This is a genomic window from Saccharopolyspora karakumensis, from assembly GCF_004349225.1.
GTDB classification, from domain to species: Bacteria; Actinomycetota; Actinomycetes; order Mycobacteriales; family Pseudonocardiaceae; genus Saccharopolyspora; species Saccharopolyspora endophytica.
In genome coordinates this window covers 19,433-33,945 of record NZ_SMLA01000013.1, presented here as the reverse complement: position 1 = coordinate 33,945, position 14,513 = coordinate 19,433, and the positions used below count along the sequence as shown (strand labels likewise).

Sequence of the window (14,513 nt, the reverse complement as noted above, 5' to 3'; positions counted from 1 at the left end):
CGATGAGGCCGAGCGAGCAGTACTCGGCCTGGACCTGCGCTTAATCGGTTCTTAGTTGAACGAGGGTGCAGCCTCCGGTTGCAAACTGAGCCCGGTCGACCTAGCGTTTCTTGCATGCAACAGCAGGGTGTTCGGTCCGGCCGCGGTGGAGCGCAGGAACGCGTTGTCGCAGGAGTTCGCAGCGGCATCATTGAAGGTCGTCACCTGCCGGGTGAGCCGCTGTCGGAGACGGCGCTGGCCTTCGAGTACGACGTCTCTCGGACCCCGGTTCGTGAAGCGCTCAAGCAGCTGCAGATCGAGGGCTTGGTTGAAATCCGTCCGCGGGTCGGTACTTTCGTCCGTCGGCCAAGTCGTCGCGAGATTGTGGAACTGTTTGAACTCAAGGAGATGCTCGAAGGGATGGCGGCTCGGCTGCTCGCATCCCGGGGCTCGGTTCCGATCTTGGACGAGCTTGAGGACAACATCGAACGTTCGGGCCGCGCGGTCGCCAAGAAGGACGCCGAAGGATACGCAGGTCTGGTTCACGAGTTCCACGAGCTGTTGGTGCGCGGCGCCGACAGCACCCAGCTGGACACGCACTACAGGACGCTGATGAACCAGCTCGCCTACCACCGGTTGGTGTCGGCATCACTGACTCGCCCGGGACGGCTCGGTGCCTCGCTATCCGAACACCGGCACGTGCTGGAAATGATCAAGGCGAAGGACGGCTTCGGCGCCGAGTTCGCCATGCGTGACCACGTCCGCTCCAGCGAGCGCGCGACATTGGCTGCTGACGATCCGCTCGTGGGTGGCGCTCACCTTCGAAAGGGGCCCTGACACGCCGCGCCGTAGCAGGTTCGCGACGTGCTCGAATGCGCGCTCGCCGGGGTTCACGGGCGGGCGGCGTAGCCGCACATCGTTCCTGACTGGACGCCAGCCGATAACAATGCGAGTCGGGATTGCAGGCACAGAAAGACCCCCGAGGGTGCGACTGGGGTGATTAGGTCGTTTCCTTCGGGGGTCAGGGGAGGACCTCCCGGTACGCACGGTCCACACCTGGAACTTGCGGGATCTCAGCCCTGTGCTGCCAGTGTACTGCGATTGGGCGGGGACCAGGCGGGGACCGAATTGTACGTTTTGGTGACCTTCTCGAGGTCACTCGCGGGTCCCGGCTTGCTGGGGAAGCTACGAGCAAGGTCTAGAAGCGTGGAGACCGTCAGTCGGCGGGTTCGTCTCGGTAGATCTGGAGGCGGAGGTCGCGGGCTTTGGTCATGTGGTTCCTGGCGATGTCCTGGGCCCGGGCAGGGTCGCGTTGGTCGATCGCATCGATGAGGGCGTGGTGTTCAGCCAAGGCCTCCGACCAGCGGCCGGGGAGCTTCAGGGTGGTTGCAGGGTAGCGTGTGAGATGGTTGTTCAGCCGCGTCAGCAGGTCGACGATGGTTCCGTTGTGGCTGGCTACCCAGATCGCCTCGTGCACAGCGCGATTGGCCGCCGCCATTGCGGGTGGGTCGTCGGTTGAAGTGTTGTCCATGGCCGTTTGTGCGCGGTGGATGCGGATCAGGTCGAAGTCGCTGTGCCGTTGAGCGGCCGCGGCCGCGGCAGTGGCTTCCAGGGAGATGCGGACCTCGTAGATCTCCAGGATCTCTTCCGGGCTGCGGGTGCGCACCCGCATGCCGCGGTCGCCGCGTTCCACCAGGCCGTCTTGCTCCAGCTGGCGCAGCGCCTCGCGCACAGGTGTGCGGCTTGTGCCGTACTTCTCGGCCAGCGCCAACTCGATCAGTTGCGCCCCGGTCTCGAACGTGCCCGCGACGATGTCGCCGCGCAGCTCGTCGTACACCTCGGACAGCTCCGCCTCCTCTAACGCAGAATCACCACGTACTCGTGCATGCCGACCTCGGCCCACCTCTCGTTCGGGCCAGGTGGGGATGAAAGTGCCCCTACCTGGCCCGAACATAGTATACAGCGGTATGCATTGCTGGCTCAGGCGATGCGGATCGCCAAACCCTCGAGGCCGGGCACGGCCGGGAATCGCTGCAACACCAGCGGATCGTGTCCCGGGACGATCAGTTCCGGGCGGTCGGAGAGCGCGCGCAGGGCGTCGAACGCGTCGTACATGGTCGGCAGGTAGGTGACCACCCCGTAGGGCTTCTCCCGCTCCACGTTCTCGTAGAAGTGCGCCGCGTCGGCGGCCAGCACGACCCGGCCCGCAGCAGTGCGAACTTGCACCACCTGAAGGCCCGGCGTGTGCCCACCGACCCGGTGCGCGGTCACACCTGGAACCACCTCGTGGACACCGTCGACCATGCGCACCCGGCCGGCGAAGTTCTGCTCCACCAGGTAGGCGACGTCCGACGGCTCCACGAAGTGCGCCAGCTGCTCTCGGCCCGCGTGCCTGGATGTCCAGAACGCCATCTCAGATTCCTGCAACACGATCTCGGCCTGCGGGAAGTCCGAAACGTGACCGGTGTGGTCGTAGTGCAGATGGCTGATCACCAGGTGGTCGATGCGGTCCGGGTCCACTCCCAGCGCGCGGATGGTGTCCATCGGGGACTGCAGGTAGTCGCGGTTTCCCCGTCGCGCAGCCGTTTCCGGAGTGTATCCGGCGTCGACGAGCACGCTGTGGTTGTCGGACACCGCCAGCCACACGTAGTACGAGATCGGGCAGGCCTCCATCGCGCACGGATCGTGTCCGTAGAAGTGCTCGCCACGTACTGAGGCGTCGCGTTGGGCGAACTTGATCGCGTAGACCTCGAAATCTTCAGCCATGGCGTGCCCACCTCCCGGCGCTTGCCCCGGCCAAGCGGCCGAACACCGCGCCCGAGGTCAAACCGGATCCTCCGGGGTAGTTGCCGGAGAACAGCCCGCCGACCATCTCGCCTGCTGCGTAGAGGCCGTTGATGGATGCACCGGTCGCGTCGAGTACTTGGGCGGTTTCATCGACGTGCACGCCGCCGAAGGTGAACGTGATCCCGCAACCCACCGCGTACCCGTAGAAGGGCGCGGTGTCCAAGGCCTGGGCCCAGTTCGACTTCGGCGGCTCGACCTGCGCGGCTCGTCCGTCCTTGATCGCGGGGTCGAACGGCTTGTCCACGATGGAGCTGTTGAACTCGGAGACGGTGCGCTGCAGGCCGTCGGGGTCGATTCCCAGCTTCGCGGCGAGCTCATCGAGCGTGTTGGCCTGCGCGCTCGCGATCGGCTGTGAGTCGTACTCCTCCTTGCGCAGCAGCGGGCGCGTCTTGGCGTCGAAGAGTTGGAATCCGCGGCTTTGCGGCTGCCGCAGGATTTCCCGGCCGTACTTGGCGTAGGTGTAGTTGCGGAAGTCCGCGCCCTCGTCGACGAATCGCTGCCCGTCGACGTTGACCACGATCCCGATCGGGTAGCTCTGCCGGGTGAGCTGGTTGGTCAGCTCTCGGTTGCCGCCGTTCGGGTTGCCGTCGGCGTCCCAGGCCACGCTGTGGCAGGATCCCCAGTCGCCGTGCGAGGCGGCGCCTGCGGCAAGTGCGAGGTCGAGCACGTCGCCGGTGTTGGTGGGCGTGCCGCGGACCAGCGCCCGGTCCCAGCCTTCGCCGAGGTGCTCGGTGCGTCGCTGGGGGTCGGACTCGAAGCCGCCGGCTGACAGCACCACTGCACCGGCGACGATCCGATGTTCGGCACCGTCGGTGTCGCGGTAGGTGACGCCCCGCTCGCTGCTGTCGGCGACGTGCAGCGCGGTGATCTCCGCCCCGTAGCGGATTTCCACGCCTTCGTCCTGTGCGGCCTTGGTGTGCTGGGCGATGAGGCCTTTGCCGCCATCAACGGTGCCGACGTACAGGCCGCCGGAGAAGACCCACTCGTCGTCGGAGAGGTAGGCCTGGCGCTCGTACATCAGCCGCCACTTGATGCCCTTGGTCGCCAGCCAGCGCACCGTGTCGGTGGAGCGCGAGACGAGCACCTCGGTCAGCACGGGGTCGCACTTGCCGCCGGTGACTCGGTGCATGTCGGCGGTGAAGGCACTCGCCGGGTAGGCGGGCACCACGGAGTTGGTGTGGCGCTTGTCGGGTTCGAGCAGGTCGGCGACGTCATCGATGCTGTCGAAGGCGAACCGGAACGCACCGGCGGTGTAGAACGAATTGCCCCCGGCGGCGCCTTCGGATGCCTTTTCCAGCAACAGCACCTTCGCGCCCTGCTCGACGGCCGAGTGCGCGGCCGAGAAGCCGGCGTTGCCACCGCCGACCACCACCACGTCGAACCGGTCGGTCATCGTTCGTCTCCCTTGTCGTTCGAGGTTTCTGCCATGGGACGCGATGTCCAGCGCTCCCAGAGCGTGGCGATCGAGGCGTAGTCGAGCCTGCCGAGCCCTTCGGCGACACCGAGCTCGTAGACGGTGTGCGCGCCCTGAATGCCGAACAGCGGCACACCGGTGTCCTGGGCCATGGCCAGCGCCAGGGTGGAGTCCTTGCGGGCGGCTTCGGTGGGCATCCCGCCGTCGTAATCGCCGCGCAAGATGCGCTCCACGAAGCGATGTGTGAGCGGGCGGGTGAGGCCGGCCTCCGGGCCGGACAGCAGCGCTGCCAGCGCCGAACCGGATACTCCGGTGGCGGCGGCCAGCGCGGCGGCCTCGGCGAGCACCACCATGACCGCGTGCGCGACAGCGTTGTTGATCACCTTCGCGGCCATTCCACTGCCCACGGGCCCGAACCTGGTGGTGGTTGCGCTGATCGCGTCCAGCACCCCGGTCACCTTGTCCACATCGGACTCATCGCCGCCGACCAGCAACGTCGCGGAGCCCCCTGCCATCTGCGAGACGCCGGAAAGGATCGCGGCGTCCACGATGCCGATGCCGTGAGCCGTGCAGAGCTTTTGCTCCTCGTGCATGTCTGTGGGATTGACCGTGCTGGTCTCCACGATCACGCCACCGGCGGGCATCCGCGGCGCGAGCTCGGCGACCACCTGCAGAGAGACCTTCGGTGAGGGCAGGGACAGCACAACGATGTCGGACGCCGCCAGATCGGCTACCGAGCCGGCGGCCGTGATGCGGGGATCCTGGGTGACCTGCGTGACGCGTTCGGCGTCCAGGTCGAAAGCCAGTAGGGGGCGGTGCGCGGCGAGGCGACCGGCGACTGCGCCGCCCATGTTCCCCAAACCGCACAATGAGACGGTGTCACTCACCGACGTTCTCCTCTCCGGTAGTGCCCGAGTCGGGCTGGGGGATCAGCACTAGTCGGCGGTTCCGCTGCCGGTAGCGCTGCGCAGAACGAGGACCGATCGGGCAGGTCAGAGGCGGATCGAGAAGGGGTCCGGCGTGTGACCGGTGAGGTCGACCATCACGTTTTTCGTGTTGAGGTATTCCTGCAGTGCCTCGGCACCGCGTTCCCGGCCGTAGCCGGATTTTCTGGTGCCGCCGAACGGGGCTTGCGCGGCGCTGGCTCGGTAGGTGTTCACCCAGACCGTGCCGGCGCGCAGGCGCTTGGCGACGCGGTGCGCACGGGTCAGATCGGTGGTCCAGACCCCGGAAGCCAGGCCGAAGTCGCTGTCGTTGGCGATCGCGATGGCGTCCTCGTCATCTGCGAACGGGATCGCGCTGAGCACCGGGCCGAAGATCTCCTCGCGGGCCAGTACCGAGGTGTTGTCGACGTCGGCGAACACCGCTGGTCGCACGAACAGCCCCGCGCCGAGGGCTGGATCGTCGATCGGCTCGGCGCCGACGACGGCGCGAGCACCGGATCGCATTCCGGCGTCGATGGCGTGCTGAATCCTGTCGCGCTGCGGCTGGTTCGCGACCGGGCCCATCTGGGTCTTGGGATCCATCGGATCGCCGAGGCGGATCTCGGCGGCGCGCGCCGCGACCGCCGCGACGACTTCGTCGTAGACCGATTCGTGCACCAGCAGCCTGCTGCCTGCGATGCACGTCTGTCCGCCGGCGGCGAAGATCCCGGCGACGGCGCCGGTGACCGCGCGGCCCAGATCGGCGTCAGCGAAGACGATGTTCGGCGATTTCCCTCCCAGTTCCAGCGTGACCGGGGTCAGGTTCTTCGCCGCCGCGGTGGCGATCGCGGTTCCGGTCGGCACGCTGCCGGTGAAGCTGATTCGATCGAGTCCGGGGTGTTCGGTCAGTGCGATCCCGGCCTGGGGGCCGCCGGTAACGATGTTGATGACGCCGGGTGGGAATCCGGCCTGCTCGACCAGGTCTGCCATCCGCAAGGTGGTCGCAGAGGCGTGCTCGGATGGTTTGATCACCACGCAGCACCCGGCGGCCAACGCCGGAGCGAGCTTGTTGGCCAACAGCTGCATCGGTGAGTTCCAGGCGGTGATCAGGGCGGCGACACCGATCGGCTCGGCAACGGTGTAGTCCAGGACGTCCGGGTTGTCCAGCGGGATGGTGCGCCCGTAGAGCTTGTCGGCGTAGCCGGCGAAGAACCGGTAGTTGCGGGCGGCGAAACGTGCTTGGCCAGTGGTCTCGCGGACGAGCTTGCCGTTGTCGGTGGATTCCAAGCGCCCCAGTTCCTCGGCGTGCTCGTCCAGCAGGTCGGCGAGCCGGTTCATCAGTTCGGCGCGGCGGACACCAGGAGTGCTCGACCAGCACCCGTCGAAGGCGGTGCGGGCTGCGGCGACCGCTGCATCGATGTCCTGCGCGGAGGCGTCCGGGATGGTGGCGAATTCGGCAGTGGTGAAGGGGTTGACCGCGGGCAGTTCCTGCCCGGTGGATGACCCTGCGCGCTTCCCATCGATGAGCATCCGATACCTGGGGTTGGTCATGCGGCGCACTCCGTAGGCGTGGTGGTCGTCGACGTGACCGCCCGGGCGGGGAGGAGGTTGGGATCCAAGGCGGTACGCCACTGTATACAGAAGAGTACTCACAGTCTCGGATCGCCTGTCAAGTGCACTCGGTAAACGCGTCGACTAAGCCAGAACCAGGACGAAAACCCTCTTGACGCGGAAACTCCCGAACGTATTCTTCTGCATACATTCGCGCACAGAGGTGTTTCCAGTGTTTCGGCGCCTTCCCCGCAGAGAGGAACAACGATGTCCGCTGCGATTGCGACCAGCGTCGGTTGCCTGGTCTTGATGTTCGGCCTGGCGATCGCCTTCAACGTCAACATCGGCGCGCTCGGGTTCGTCGCGGCGCTGGTCGTCGCCACCGTCGGTGGACTGTCCGCGGACCAGGTGCTGGAATCCTTCCCCGCTGACATCTTCGTGCTCATCGCCGGCGTCACCTACCTGTTCGCGATCGCCCGGGAGAACGGCACGGTCGAGCTGATCGTTCGAACGGGGGTCCGGCTGGTCGCGGGCAAGGTCGCGTTGATCCCCGTGGTCTTCGGGGTCATCGCCGCCGTGCTGGTGGCCTTCGGCGTGTTCCCCTCCGCTGCGCTGGCTCTGCTGGCCCCGCTGGCGATGACCTTCGCTGCGCAGTACCGCGTCAGCCCGCTGCTGATGGGTCTGATCGTGCTGCACGGGGTCAACGCGACGGCGATGTCGCCGCTGAACTCCTACGGCGCGGTGACGCAGAGCGTCTTGGACAAGTCAGGGTTGGCGGACGTGTCGATCTGGACGGTGTTCACGCTGTTCCTGGCGATGTACGCGCTGCTGATGACGGTCGTGTACTTCACCTTCGGTGGCCTGCACCTGATCCGGCACGGTCACGGTCAGGAACCCGCGGTCGACGAGATCGACACCACCGCGGTAATGGTCGGCAGGGTCTCCGGCGAGCAGAAGGTGACCCTGCTGGCCATCGCTGCCCTGATGGTGTTGGCGCTGGGCTTCGGGCTGGACGTCGGGATCACGGCCTTCGGCCTCGGTGCGCTGCTCACCGTGTTGTTCCCGAACCGGGCCGACGGAGCGGTCAGAGGCATCTCGTGGAGCGTCATCCTGCTGACCTCTGGACTGTTCGTCTTCGTCGGCGTCGCGAAGGAGGTCGGCGCGATCGACTACGCCTCCGATGCCATCGGCAGCCTGGGCAACCCGGTGGTGACCACACTCCTGGCGTTCCTGATCGGTGGTGTCATCTCGGCGTTCGCCTCCACCACCGCGACGCTCGGTGCGACGTTCCCCATCCTGATCCCACCGCTGCAGGCTGCCGGGTTCGCGCACATTCCGGGCGCCGTGGCCGGCTTCGGCGTGGCGGCCAGCGTTGTCGACGTCAGTCCCACCTCGCCGAGCGGTGCGATGTTGATGGCCAACGTCCGCAACCGCGACAAGCAGGTCTACTTCCGCCAGTTGGTGGCCTATGCGGGCGCGATGCTGGTCTCCGGATCCGTCGTCCCCTGGCTTCTGCTCGTCGTGCTCGGACTGGGATGACCGGACCGAGCCGGCCGCCCGAAACCCTCGGCCGGGCTCGAGGTGAACCACCAGCCCGGCCCGCATCCCATTGCACACGTCCCACGCGGAGAGATTCGATGCCGAACACGATCCAAGCACCACCGGCCAGGTCCAGCGCGATGGCTCGGAAGGTCAGCGCCGCCAGCTTCATCGGCACCACCGTGGAGTGGTACGACTTCTTTCTCTACGGGACCGCATCTGCCCTTGTCTTCAACCGGCTGTTCTTCCCGCAGTTCTCCGATCTCGCCGGCACCATCGCCGCTTTCGGAGCCTTCGCCGCAGGGTTCATCGCCCGGCCCATCGGTGGTGTCCTGTTCGGGCACTTCGGTGACCGGATCGGTCGCAAGTCCATGCTCATCTACAGTCTCGTCGGGATGGGGATCTCCACCATCGCGATCGGGTTGCTGCCGACCTACGCCCAGGTCGGTGTGCTAGCACCGATCTTGCTCGTGCTGTGCCGTCTCGTTCAAGGATTTTCGGTCGGCGGAGAATGGGGCGGGGCGGTGCTCATGTCCGTCGAGCATTCCGCGGAGCACAAGCGGGGACTGGCGGGGAGTTGGACCCAGGCCGGGTCACCCGCCGGCCTGATCCTGGCCACCCTCGCGTTCGGTGCCTTTTCGATGCTCCCGGAAGACGCGTTCATGAGCTGGGGCTGGCGAGTGCCGTTCTTGCTCAGCGCCGGTCTGGTCATCGTCGGCATGTTCATCCGGTTGAACGTCATCGAATCACCTGAGTTCCAAGAGGTGAAGGGCACCGGTGCCCGGTCGAAGCTGCCGATCGTCGCCGCCGTCAGGAACCACCCGCTCAACATCCTGCTCGCCGTGGGGTGCTGCCTGGCGCCGTTCGTCAACTTCTACCTCTTCGCGACGTTCATCCTCACCTACGGCACCTCCTCGTTGGGGCTGGAACGGCCGGCGGTGTTGAGCGTCGTCGCGATCGCGGCGGGCTTGGAGGTCATCACCATCCCGCTGGCGGCGGCCATGTCCGACCGCATCGGCCGGCGCAAGGTCTTCCTCACCGGGGCAGCGCTCTTCGCGCTGTTCGCCTACCCGTTCTTCCTGATCAACGAGTCCGCAGCTTCGAGCTGGGTGCTCGGCGTCACCGCTGTGGTCGGGTTGTCGCTGATCCACCCGCTCATGTACGGGCCGATGGCCACTCTGTTCGCGGAGATGTTCGCGCCCGAGGTCCGCTACAGCGCAGCCTCCCTGGGCTACCAACTCGGCGCGATCGCCGGCGGCGGGTTCGCGCCACTGATCTTGGCCTCGCTCCTGGCCACCGGTGCGGGCGCTGCTGTCGCCCTGCCGCCGTACCTGATCGTCGTGAGCGTGCTGACCTTCATCTGCGTCTTCTTCGCCACCCAGCCGGGGCGGCGCTCGATCGGACTGGAGCAGAACGCGGAGGGATCGCAGAAATGACCTCGACCTGGCGCGACACCGAACTCGAGCAGTGGGTGCAGGCATGCCTCACCGACGGAGAATTGGCTTCCCTCGCCGCCGCAGCAACCGTCACCTTGGGAATCCGCTCCGGGGGACAGGAAGCGCGGTTCGGCTTCATCGAGGGACGGTTCACCGAGAGCACCGGGACAACCGATTTCGTGCCGTTCGCGGCACCGCTCGACTGGGGGAGGTTCTTCCAGGCGGTACCGCCACCGGCGTACCAGAACTTCTTCGGCATGCGCATGCGAGTGCCCAGCGCACAGATCGAGGGCAGCGAACTGGCCATGGCCCAGCACGCGCACCTCGTCCGCCGGGTGCTCGAACTGGGCAGGCAGGCGATCTCGGGGCACGTGGAAGGCCTGGCGGCACCACCGGTCCGGCGCAAGGTGCACCTGCACTCGGGCTACGCGCGCATCAGCGTGGGTGGCCAGCCGGTCGAGCTGTTCTACGAGACAGCGGGGACGGGGCCCGACGTCCTGCTCCTGCACACCGCGGGAGCTGACAGCCGTCAGTACCGCGACCTGATGGCCGATACCGCGTTGGCCTCGCGATGCCGGCTGATCGCGTTCGACCTGCCTGGCCACGGCCGTTCCGATCTGCTTCCCGGCATCGTTCCCGGTGGCCACAGCCTGACCACTGAGCAGTACGCCACGACCATCCTCGCCGCCATCGAGGCTCTCGGACTCGCCTCACCCATCATCAGCGGTTCCTCGATGGGCGGGGAGATCTGCCTGGAAATGGCGTATCGAGCCCCGGACGTCCTCGGTGGAGTCATCGCGTGCGAAGCAAGCGACCACGTGCCCGGCCGAAAGGTACCCTGGGCGAAGCATCCGCTAGTCAACGAGTCGCTGTTCGTCCCGGAATGGGTCTACGGGCTGATGGCTCCGCACAGCACCGAGCACTACCGGCGCAAGGTGTGGTGGGGTTATTCCCAGGGCGGATTCGGCACCTTCGCCGGTGACATCGACTTCTACAGCGGCGACTGGGACGGGCGTGACCGGATCAGCGAGATCGATACGGCACGGTGCCCGGTCATCATGATGACGGGCGAGTACGACTACTCGTGCACGCCCGCGATGTCGCAGGCGACGGCACGCAAGATCCGCGGTGCCGTCTTCTGGCCGATGCCCCGCCTGGGGCACTTCCCGATGGCCGAGAACCCGCAGCTGTTCGCTGAGCACTTCACCCTGGCGCTCGACCACCTGGAAGTCCCCTGATGTCGTGAGAGCGGAACTGCCGGTGATGGGTGCTCATCGTGCTGGGCCCGCCCGAGGTCATGCCGAACGCGCGTTGAGCGGAACCGGACAGATCACGGCGCGGGAACCAGCAGCACATCACATCGAGCGGACCCCGACGCTCACGGGGGAGGCCGGGTCAACTGCTGAAAGCCGCCCGCACGCTGCCGATTCCACGCAGGTGCGCGGTGAAGGCGTCGCCGGGCGCTGCGGGAACCATGGGCCCGATGGCGCCGGACAGGATGAGGTCCCCGGCGCGTAGTGGCCTGCCGTGCTCGCGGGCGGTGCGGGCCAGCCAGGTGAGCGCGTTGATCGGGTCCCCGAGGCATGCGGCGCCCGTGCCGGTGCTGACGGTGGTGCCGTCCCCGTTGACCACGCGCATCTCGAGTTCCCGGAGGTCTCGGTCGCCTAGGGCTGTTGCGTTGTCGCCCAGGACGTAGAGCCCGCTGGAGGCGTTGTCGGCGACGGTGTCGACGAATGAGATGTCCCAGCCCGCGATGCGGCTGTCGACGATCTCCAACGCGGGTACCACCGCGGCGATGGCGGCGCGGGAGCTGATGTTGTCGATGTCGTCACGATCGAGGTCCTCGGCGAGGATGAAGGCGATCTCGGCTTCGATCCTGGGCTGGAGCAGGCGGGCGCTGTCGACGGGCTGATCTTGCGCGCAGGCCATGTCGTCGAACAGGACGCCGAAGTCGGGTTGGTCGACGCCCAGCTGTGCCTGCACTGCTGATGAGGTCAAGCCGACCTTGCGCCCGACGATCCGCTTCCCGGCGTTGACCTTGCCCAGGGTGAGCACGTCCTGAACGGCGTAACCGGTGGCGGTGGTGCCGTCGGGCAGCAGATCGCGCACCGGTGGACACGGCGTGCACGTGTCCTGCGCGTGTTGCAGCACTGCGGCAGCGGAGCGGATCGCGGCGGGATCGCTTGTGTGCGTTGTGGGCATGGTTGCAGCATCGCGGCACCTCCCGGTCAGCGTGCATTCACGCATTCCTCATAGCGGAACGATGGGCAGTTTTGGAAGGTGGCCCGGAGCAAGAGGACGGGGAGCTCGCGAGAACACCCCGGGTCGAGGCTGGTGGAGTATCAGTGGTCGCCCGGATTCCCGGCTCTGACCTGGACGGAAGTGCCGCGACGGTGAAACGCCGGGGTTCTCGGCGATGTGCGTTCCAGCAGGCGGCACTTCGGCGTTTGCCGGTTGCTTCCTGGAGGCGACGATCGGGTGCGTCGGTCATCGCGACCGAAGTGCCTGGCAGGAAGGAACGAACCGATGCACAAGGTACTGAGGCACGTCGAGGAGATCGCCGACCACCTTGAAGCCCACGCGGCGGAAGCTGAAGACGAAGGACGGTTGTCCGGGAAGACAGCGCAGAAGCTGAGGGACACCGGTGTGATTCGCATGCTGCAGGCTAAGGATTTCGGTGGTTTCGAGTCGACGCCTGCTGAGTTCTTCGAGGCTGTCATGGCGGTCGGTGCCCGCAACGCCGCTGCGGGGTGGATCGCGGGCGTGGTCGGAGTGCATCCGTGGCAGTTGAGTCAGTTCCCGCTCAAGTTGCAAGAAGAGCTGTGGGGTGAGGATCCGGATACCTGGGTCGCCTCTCCGTACGCGCCCATGGGACGGGCGAGGCGGGTGGATGGTGGCTACGTGTTTCGTGGCCGCTGGCCGTTCTCCTCGGGTACCGACAACTGCGACTGGGCGATCCTCGGAGGCCTGGTCACCGATGACGACGGCGAGATCGCCGATCCCAGACCGCGACACTTCGTGCTGCCGCGCGAGGACTACACGATCCACCACGACAGCTGGGAGGTGGTGGGCCTGCGCGGTACCGGATCGAAGGACGTCTCGGTCGACGATGCGTTCGTCCCGGAATATCGGGTGGAGGTGCAGGAGAAGTTCGACCGCGGAGTTCAGGCTCGGGAGGTCGGGCGGGACAACCCGCTCTACGCCATCCCGTTCGGGGCGATCTTCCCGGCGGCGATCAACGCCGGCACGCTGGCGATGGCCGAGGGCGCGTTGGCCGCGTTCGTCAACTACACCCGTGCCCGCGTGACGGTGAGGGGTACCGCGACGTCGACCGACCCGGCCCACTTGTCGGTGTTGGGTGATGCGGCAGCGGACATCGCGGCCAGCCGCACCCACTTCCTGGACGACTGGAGACGGATCTGGGATGTGGTGGAGCGCGGCGAGTTCCTCAGCGACGAGCTGCGGCTCGAGACGCGCCGCAACGAGGTCCGTGCGGTGCGGCGGGCCATCGATGCGGTGGACCGGTTGTTCGCCCTGGCCGGTGGTGGGTCGTTGCAGCGGAGTCGCCCGATGCAGCGCTTCTGGCGGGACTGCCACGCGGGCCTGGTGCACGTGTGCAATGTGGCAGACCCGATCTACCAGGCCTACGGCACGAATCTCTTCGGTGGTGAGCCGGAACGCTACCTCTGGTGACCGCCTGTGCGGGCGGACGATGACCCCGGCGAGGCGCGTCGCCCTGAGCGCGTGCGTTCGTCAGTCGCAGTTCCGCTGTGCACGCACTGCTCCTGGCATGTGCCGAGGAGTGGAACCACCTGCTTTGAGCACGGGATCGAACTCGAACAAGCTGGGACGAACCAATGGATCGCACCGCGGTGCGCTCGGCGGATGGCCCCGCGAGGTCGACGGAAACGATTCGAAGGAGAGACGAATGCCGCAAGAGCTGACGTTCGAGACTACCAGCCGGACGGTGCAGACCAACGATTGGAAGATCCACTTCAACGAGGCGGGCGAGGGGCATCCGCTCCTGATGCTGCACGGAAGTGGGCCCGGTGCCACAGGGTGGAGCAACTTCGGCCCGAACCTGAAGGCGCTCTCCACGCGATACAGGGTGATCGCGGCCGACATGCCCGGCTGGGGTGAGTCCGCTGCGGTCACCTATGACGAGCGCGATCACGTCGAGGCGACGCTCCAGCTTCTCGATGCGCTGGAGATCGAGAAAGCCGCGTTCGTCGGGAACTCGATGGGCGGGATGACCGCGCTCCGGTTCGCAACCGAGCATCCGGAGCGGATGTCGCATCTGATCACGATGGGCAGCGGCTCCCCTGGACCGCTGCTGTTCGGTGCCGGCGACGGGCCGACCGAGGGCTTGAAGATCCTCCGAAAGGGGTATCAGGACCCGTCGCCGGAGACGATGCGTCAGTTGGTCGATGTCATGACCTTCGATTCGCGTTCCGCCAGCGAGGAACTCATCCGGCAACGGTCCGACGCCGCCCGCGCCCGTCCGGATCACCTCGCCAACTTCATCGCAGGGATGGATCGCGGACTGCCCTTCATGGACTTGGCGAAAATCGCGCGAATCCAGCTCCCGACACTGCTCTTCCACGGCCGTGACGACCGAGTCGTGCACTACGAGCACTCGTTGAAACTGGTGTCGCTGATCCCGCATTCCCGGTTGGTGCTGATGAATCGCTGCGGGCACTGGCTCCAGCTCGAGCACGCCGAGGAGTTCAACCGGCTTGTCGACGATTTCGTCTCCGCGCGGTGATGGGTTCTGCCCCTCGACCGTAACCTTCGACGGGCCGTCCTGGCCGGGAGTTCCCGTTG

12 protein-coding genes are annotated in these 14,513 nt (G+C 66.6%); 6 read left to right on the top strand and 6 right to left on the bottom strand.

Going from position 1 to position 14,513, the window contains the following annotated elements; genetic code table 11:
- The first annotated feature begins 114 nt into the window (after positions 1–114).
- Positions 115–816 carry a GntR family transcriptional regulator gene (locus tag E1202_RS11725; protein WP_132682904.1) on the top strand — a complete coding sequence of 234 codons (702 nt, stop codon included), beginning with the start codon at positions 115–117 and terminating at the stop codon, positions 814–816.
- 379 nt (positions 817–1,195) lie between these two features.
- On the opposite strand, the gene E1202_RS11720 is transcribed toward E1202_RS11725, so the two are convergent.
- The 5 genes from E1202_RS11720 to E1202_RS11700 all read right to left on the bottom strand — a co-directional run bounded on the left by E1202_RS11720 (position 1,196) and on the right by E1202_RS11700 (position 6,714).
- On the bottom strand, positions 1,196–1,816 hold the full coding sequence (locus tag E1202_RS11720) for a GntR family transcriptional regulator (RefSeq protein WP_207918576.1): 621 nt from the start codon (positions 1,814–1,816) through the stop codon (positions 1,196–1,198).
- Positions 1,817–1,959: 143 nt separating this feature from the next.
- Positions 1,960–2,745 carry an N-acyl homoserine lactonase family protein gene (locus E1202_RS11715; protein WP_132682901.1) on the bottom strand — a complete coding sequence of 262 codons (786 nt, stop codon included), beginning with the start codon at positions 2,743–2,745 and terminating at the stop codon, positions 1,960–1,962.
- Positions 2,738–4,219, bottom strand: coding sequence for an FAD-dependent tricarballylate dehydrogenase TcuA (gene tcuA, locus E1202_RS11710; RefSeq protein ID WP_132682900.1), 1,482 nt, complete (start codon positions 4,217–4,219; stop codon positions 2,738–2,740). The genes E1202_RS11715 and tcuA overlap by 8 nt, the downstream gene beginning before the upstream one ends.
- Complete coding sequence (locus E1202_RS11705) at positions 4,216–5,127, bottom strand: NAD(P)-dependent oxidoreductase (RefSeq protein ID WP_207918575.1); 912 nt, start codon at positions 5,125–5,127, stop codon at positions 4,216–4,218. Before E1202_RS11705 ends, tcuA begins: the two co-directional genes overlap by 4 nt.
- A gap of 105 nt (positions 5,128–5,232) precedes the next feature.
- The gene (locus tag E1202_RS11700; RefSeq protein ID WP_132682898.1) at positions 5,233–6,714 is read right to left on the bottom strand and encodes an aldehyde dehydrogenase; all 1,482 of its coding nucleotides are present in this window, start codon (positions 6,712–6,714) and stop codon (positions 5,233–5,235) included.
- A 267-nt stretch (positions 6,715–6,981) separates the two neighbouring features.
- On the opposite strand from E1202_RS11700, the gene E1202_RS11695 reads away from it, so the two are divergent.
- From E1202_RS11695 to E1202_RS11685, 3 genes are all read left to right on the top strand, one after another.
- Positions 6,982–8,253, top strand: coding sequence for an SLC13 family permease (locus E1202_RS11695; RefSeq protein WP_132682897.1), 1,272 nt, complete (start codon positions 6,982–6,984; stop codon positions 8,251–8,253).
- 98 nt (positions 8,254–8,351) lie between these two features.
- On the top strand, positions 8,352–9,689 hold the full coding sequence (locus E1202_RS11690) for an MFS transporter (protein WP_132682895.1): 1,338 nt from the start codon (positions 8,352–8,354) through the stop codon (positions 9,687–9,689).
- Positions 9,686–10,927 (top strand): alpha/beta fold hydrolase, encoded by a 1,242-nt coding sequence (locus E1202_RS11685; protein ID WP_207918574.1) that lies wholly within the window; start codon positions 9,686–9,688, stop codon positions 10,925–10,927. The genes E1202_RS11690 and E1202_RS11685 overlap by 4 nt, the downstream gene beginning before the upstream one ends.
- A 157-nt stretch (positions 10,928–11,084) precedes the next feature.
- On the opposite strand, the gene E1202_RS11680 is transcribed toward E1202_RS11685, so the two are convergent.
- The gene (locus E1202_RS11680; protein ID WP_132682894.1) at positions 11,085–11,891 is read right to left on the bottom strand and encodes a 2-keto-4-pentenoate hydratase; all 807 of its coding nucleotides are present in this window, start codon (positions 11,889–11,891) and stop codon (positions 11,085–11,087) included.
- 324 nt (positions 11,892–12,215) lie between these two features.
- Between E1202_RS11680 and E1202_RS11675 the strand changes: the two genes are divergently transcribed.
- Together E1202_RS11675 and E1202_RS11670 are read left to right on the top strand one after the other, a co-directional pair.
- Positions 12,216–13,382 (top strand): acyl-CoA dehydrogenase family protein, encoded by a 1,167-nt coding sequence (locus tag E1202_RS11675; protein WP_132682892.1) that lies wholly within the window; start codon positions 12,216–12,218, stop codon positions 13,380–13,382.
- A 235-nt stretch (positions 13,383–13,617) separates the two neighbouring features.
- Entirely contained in the window at positions 13,618–14,454 is an 837-nt protein-coding gene (locus E1202_RS11670) for an alpha/beta fold hydrolase (RefSeq protein WP_132682891.1), read from the top strand.
- Positions 14,455–14,513: the final 59 nt, after the last annotated feature.

What these genes read in the sequence shown, in the direction of transcription:
- E1202_RS11725 (WP_132682904.1), top strand. Translation starts at nt 115, where the DNA reads ATGCAACAGCAGGGTGTTCGGTCCGGCCGCGGTGGAGCGCAGGAACGC.
- E1202_RS11715 (WP_132682901.1), bottom strand. Translation starts at nt 2,745, where the DNA reads ATGGCTGAAGATTTCGAGGTCTACGCGATCAAGTTCGCCCAACGCGAC.
- tcuA (WP_132682900.1), bottom strand. Translation starts at nt 4,219, where the DNA reads ATGACCGACCGGTTCGACGTGGTGGTGGTCGGCGGTGGCAACGCCGGC.
- E1202_RS11700 (WP_132682898.1), bottom strand. Translation starts at nt 6,714, where the DNA reads ATGACCAACCCCAGGTATCGGATGCTCATCGATGGGAAGCGCGCAGGG.
- E1202_RS11695 (WP_132682897.1), top strand. Translation starts at nt 6,982, where the DNA reads ATGTCCGCTGCGATTGCGACCAGCGTCGGTTGCCTGGTCTTGATGTTC.
- E1202_RS11690 (WP_132682895.1), top strand. Translation starts at nt 8,352, where the DNA reads ATGCCGAACACGATCCAAGCACCACCGGCCAGGTCCAGCGCGATGGCT.
- E1202_RS11685 (WP_207918574.1), top strand. Translation starts at nt 9,686, where the DNA reads ATGACCTCGACCTGGCGCGACACCGAACTCGAGCAGTGGGTGCAGGCA.
- E1202_RS11680 (WP_132682894.1), bottom strand. Translation starts at nt 11,891, where the DNA reads ATGCCCACAACGCACACAAGCGATCCCGCCGCGATCCGCTCCGCTGCC.
- E1202_RS11675 (WP_132682892.1), top strand. Translation starts at nt 12,216, where the DNA reads ATGCACAAGGTACTGAGGCACGTCGAGGAGATCGCCGACCACCTTGAA.
- E1202_RS11670 (WP_132682891.1), top strand. Translation starts at nt 13,618, where the DNA reads ATGCCGCAAGAGCTGACGTTCGAGACTACCAGCCGGACGGTGCAGACC.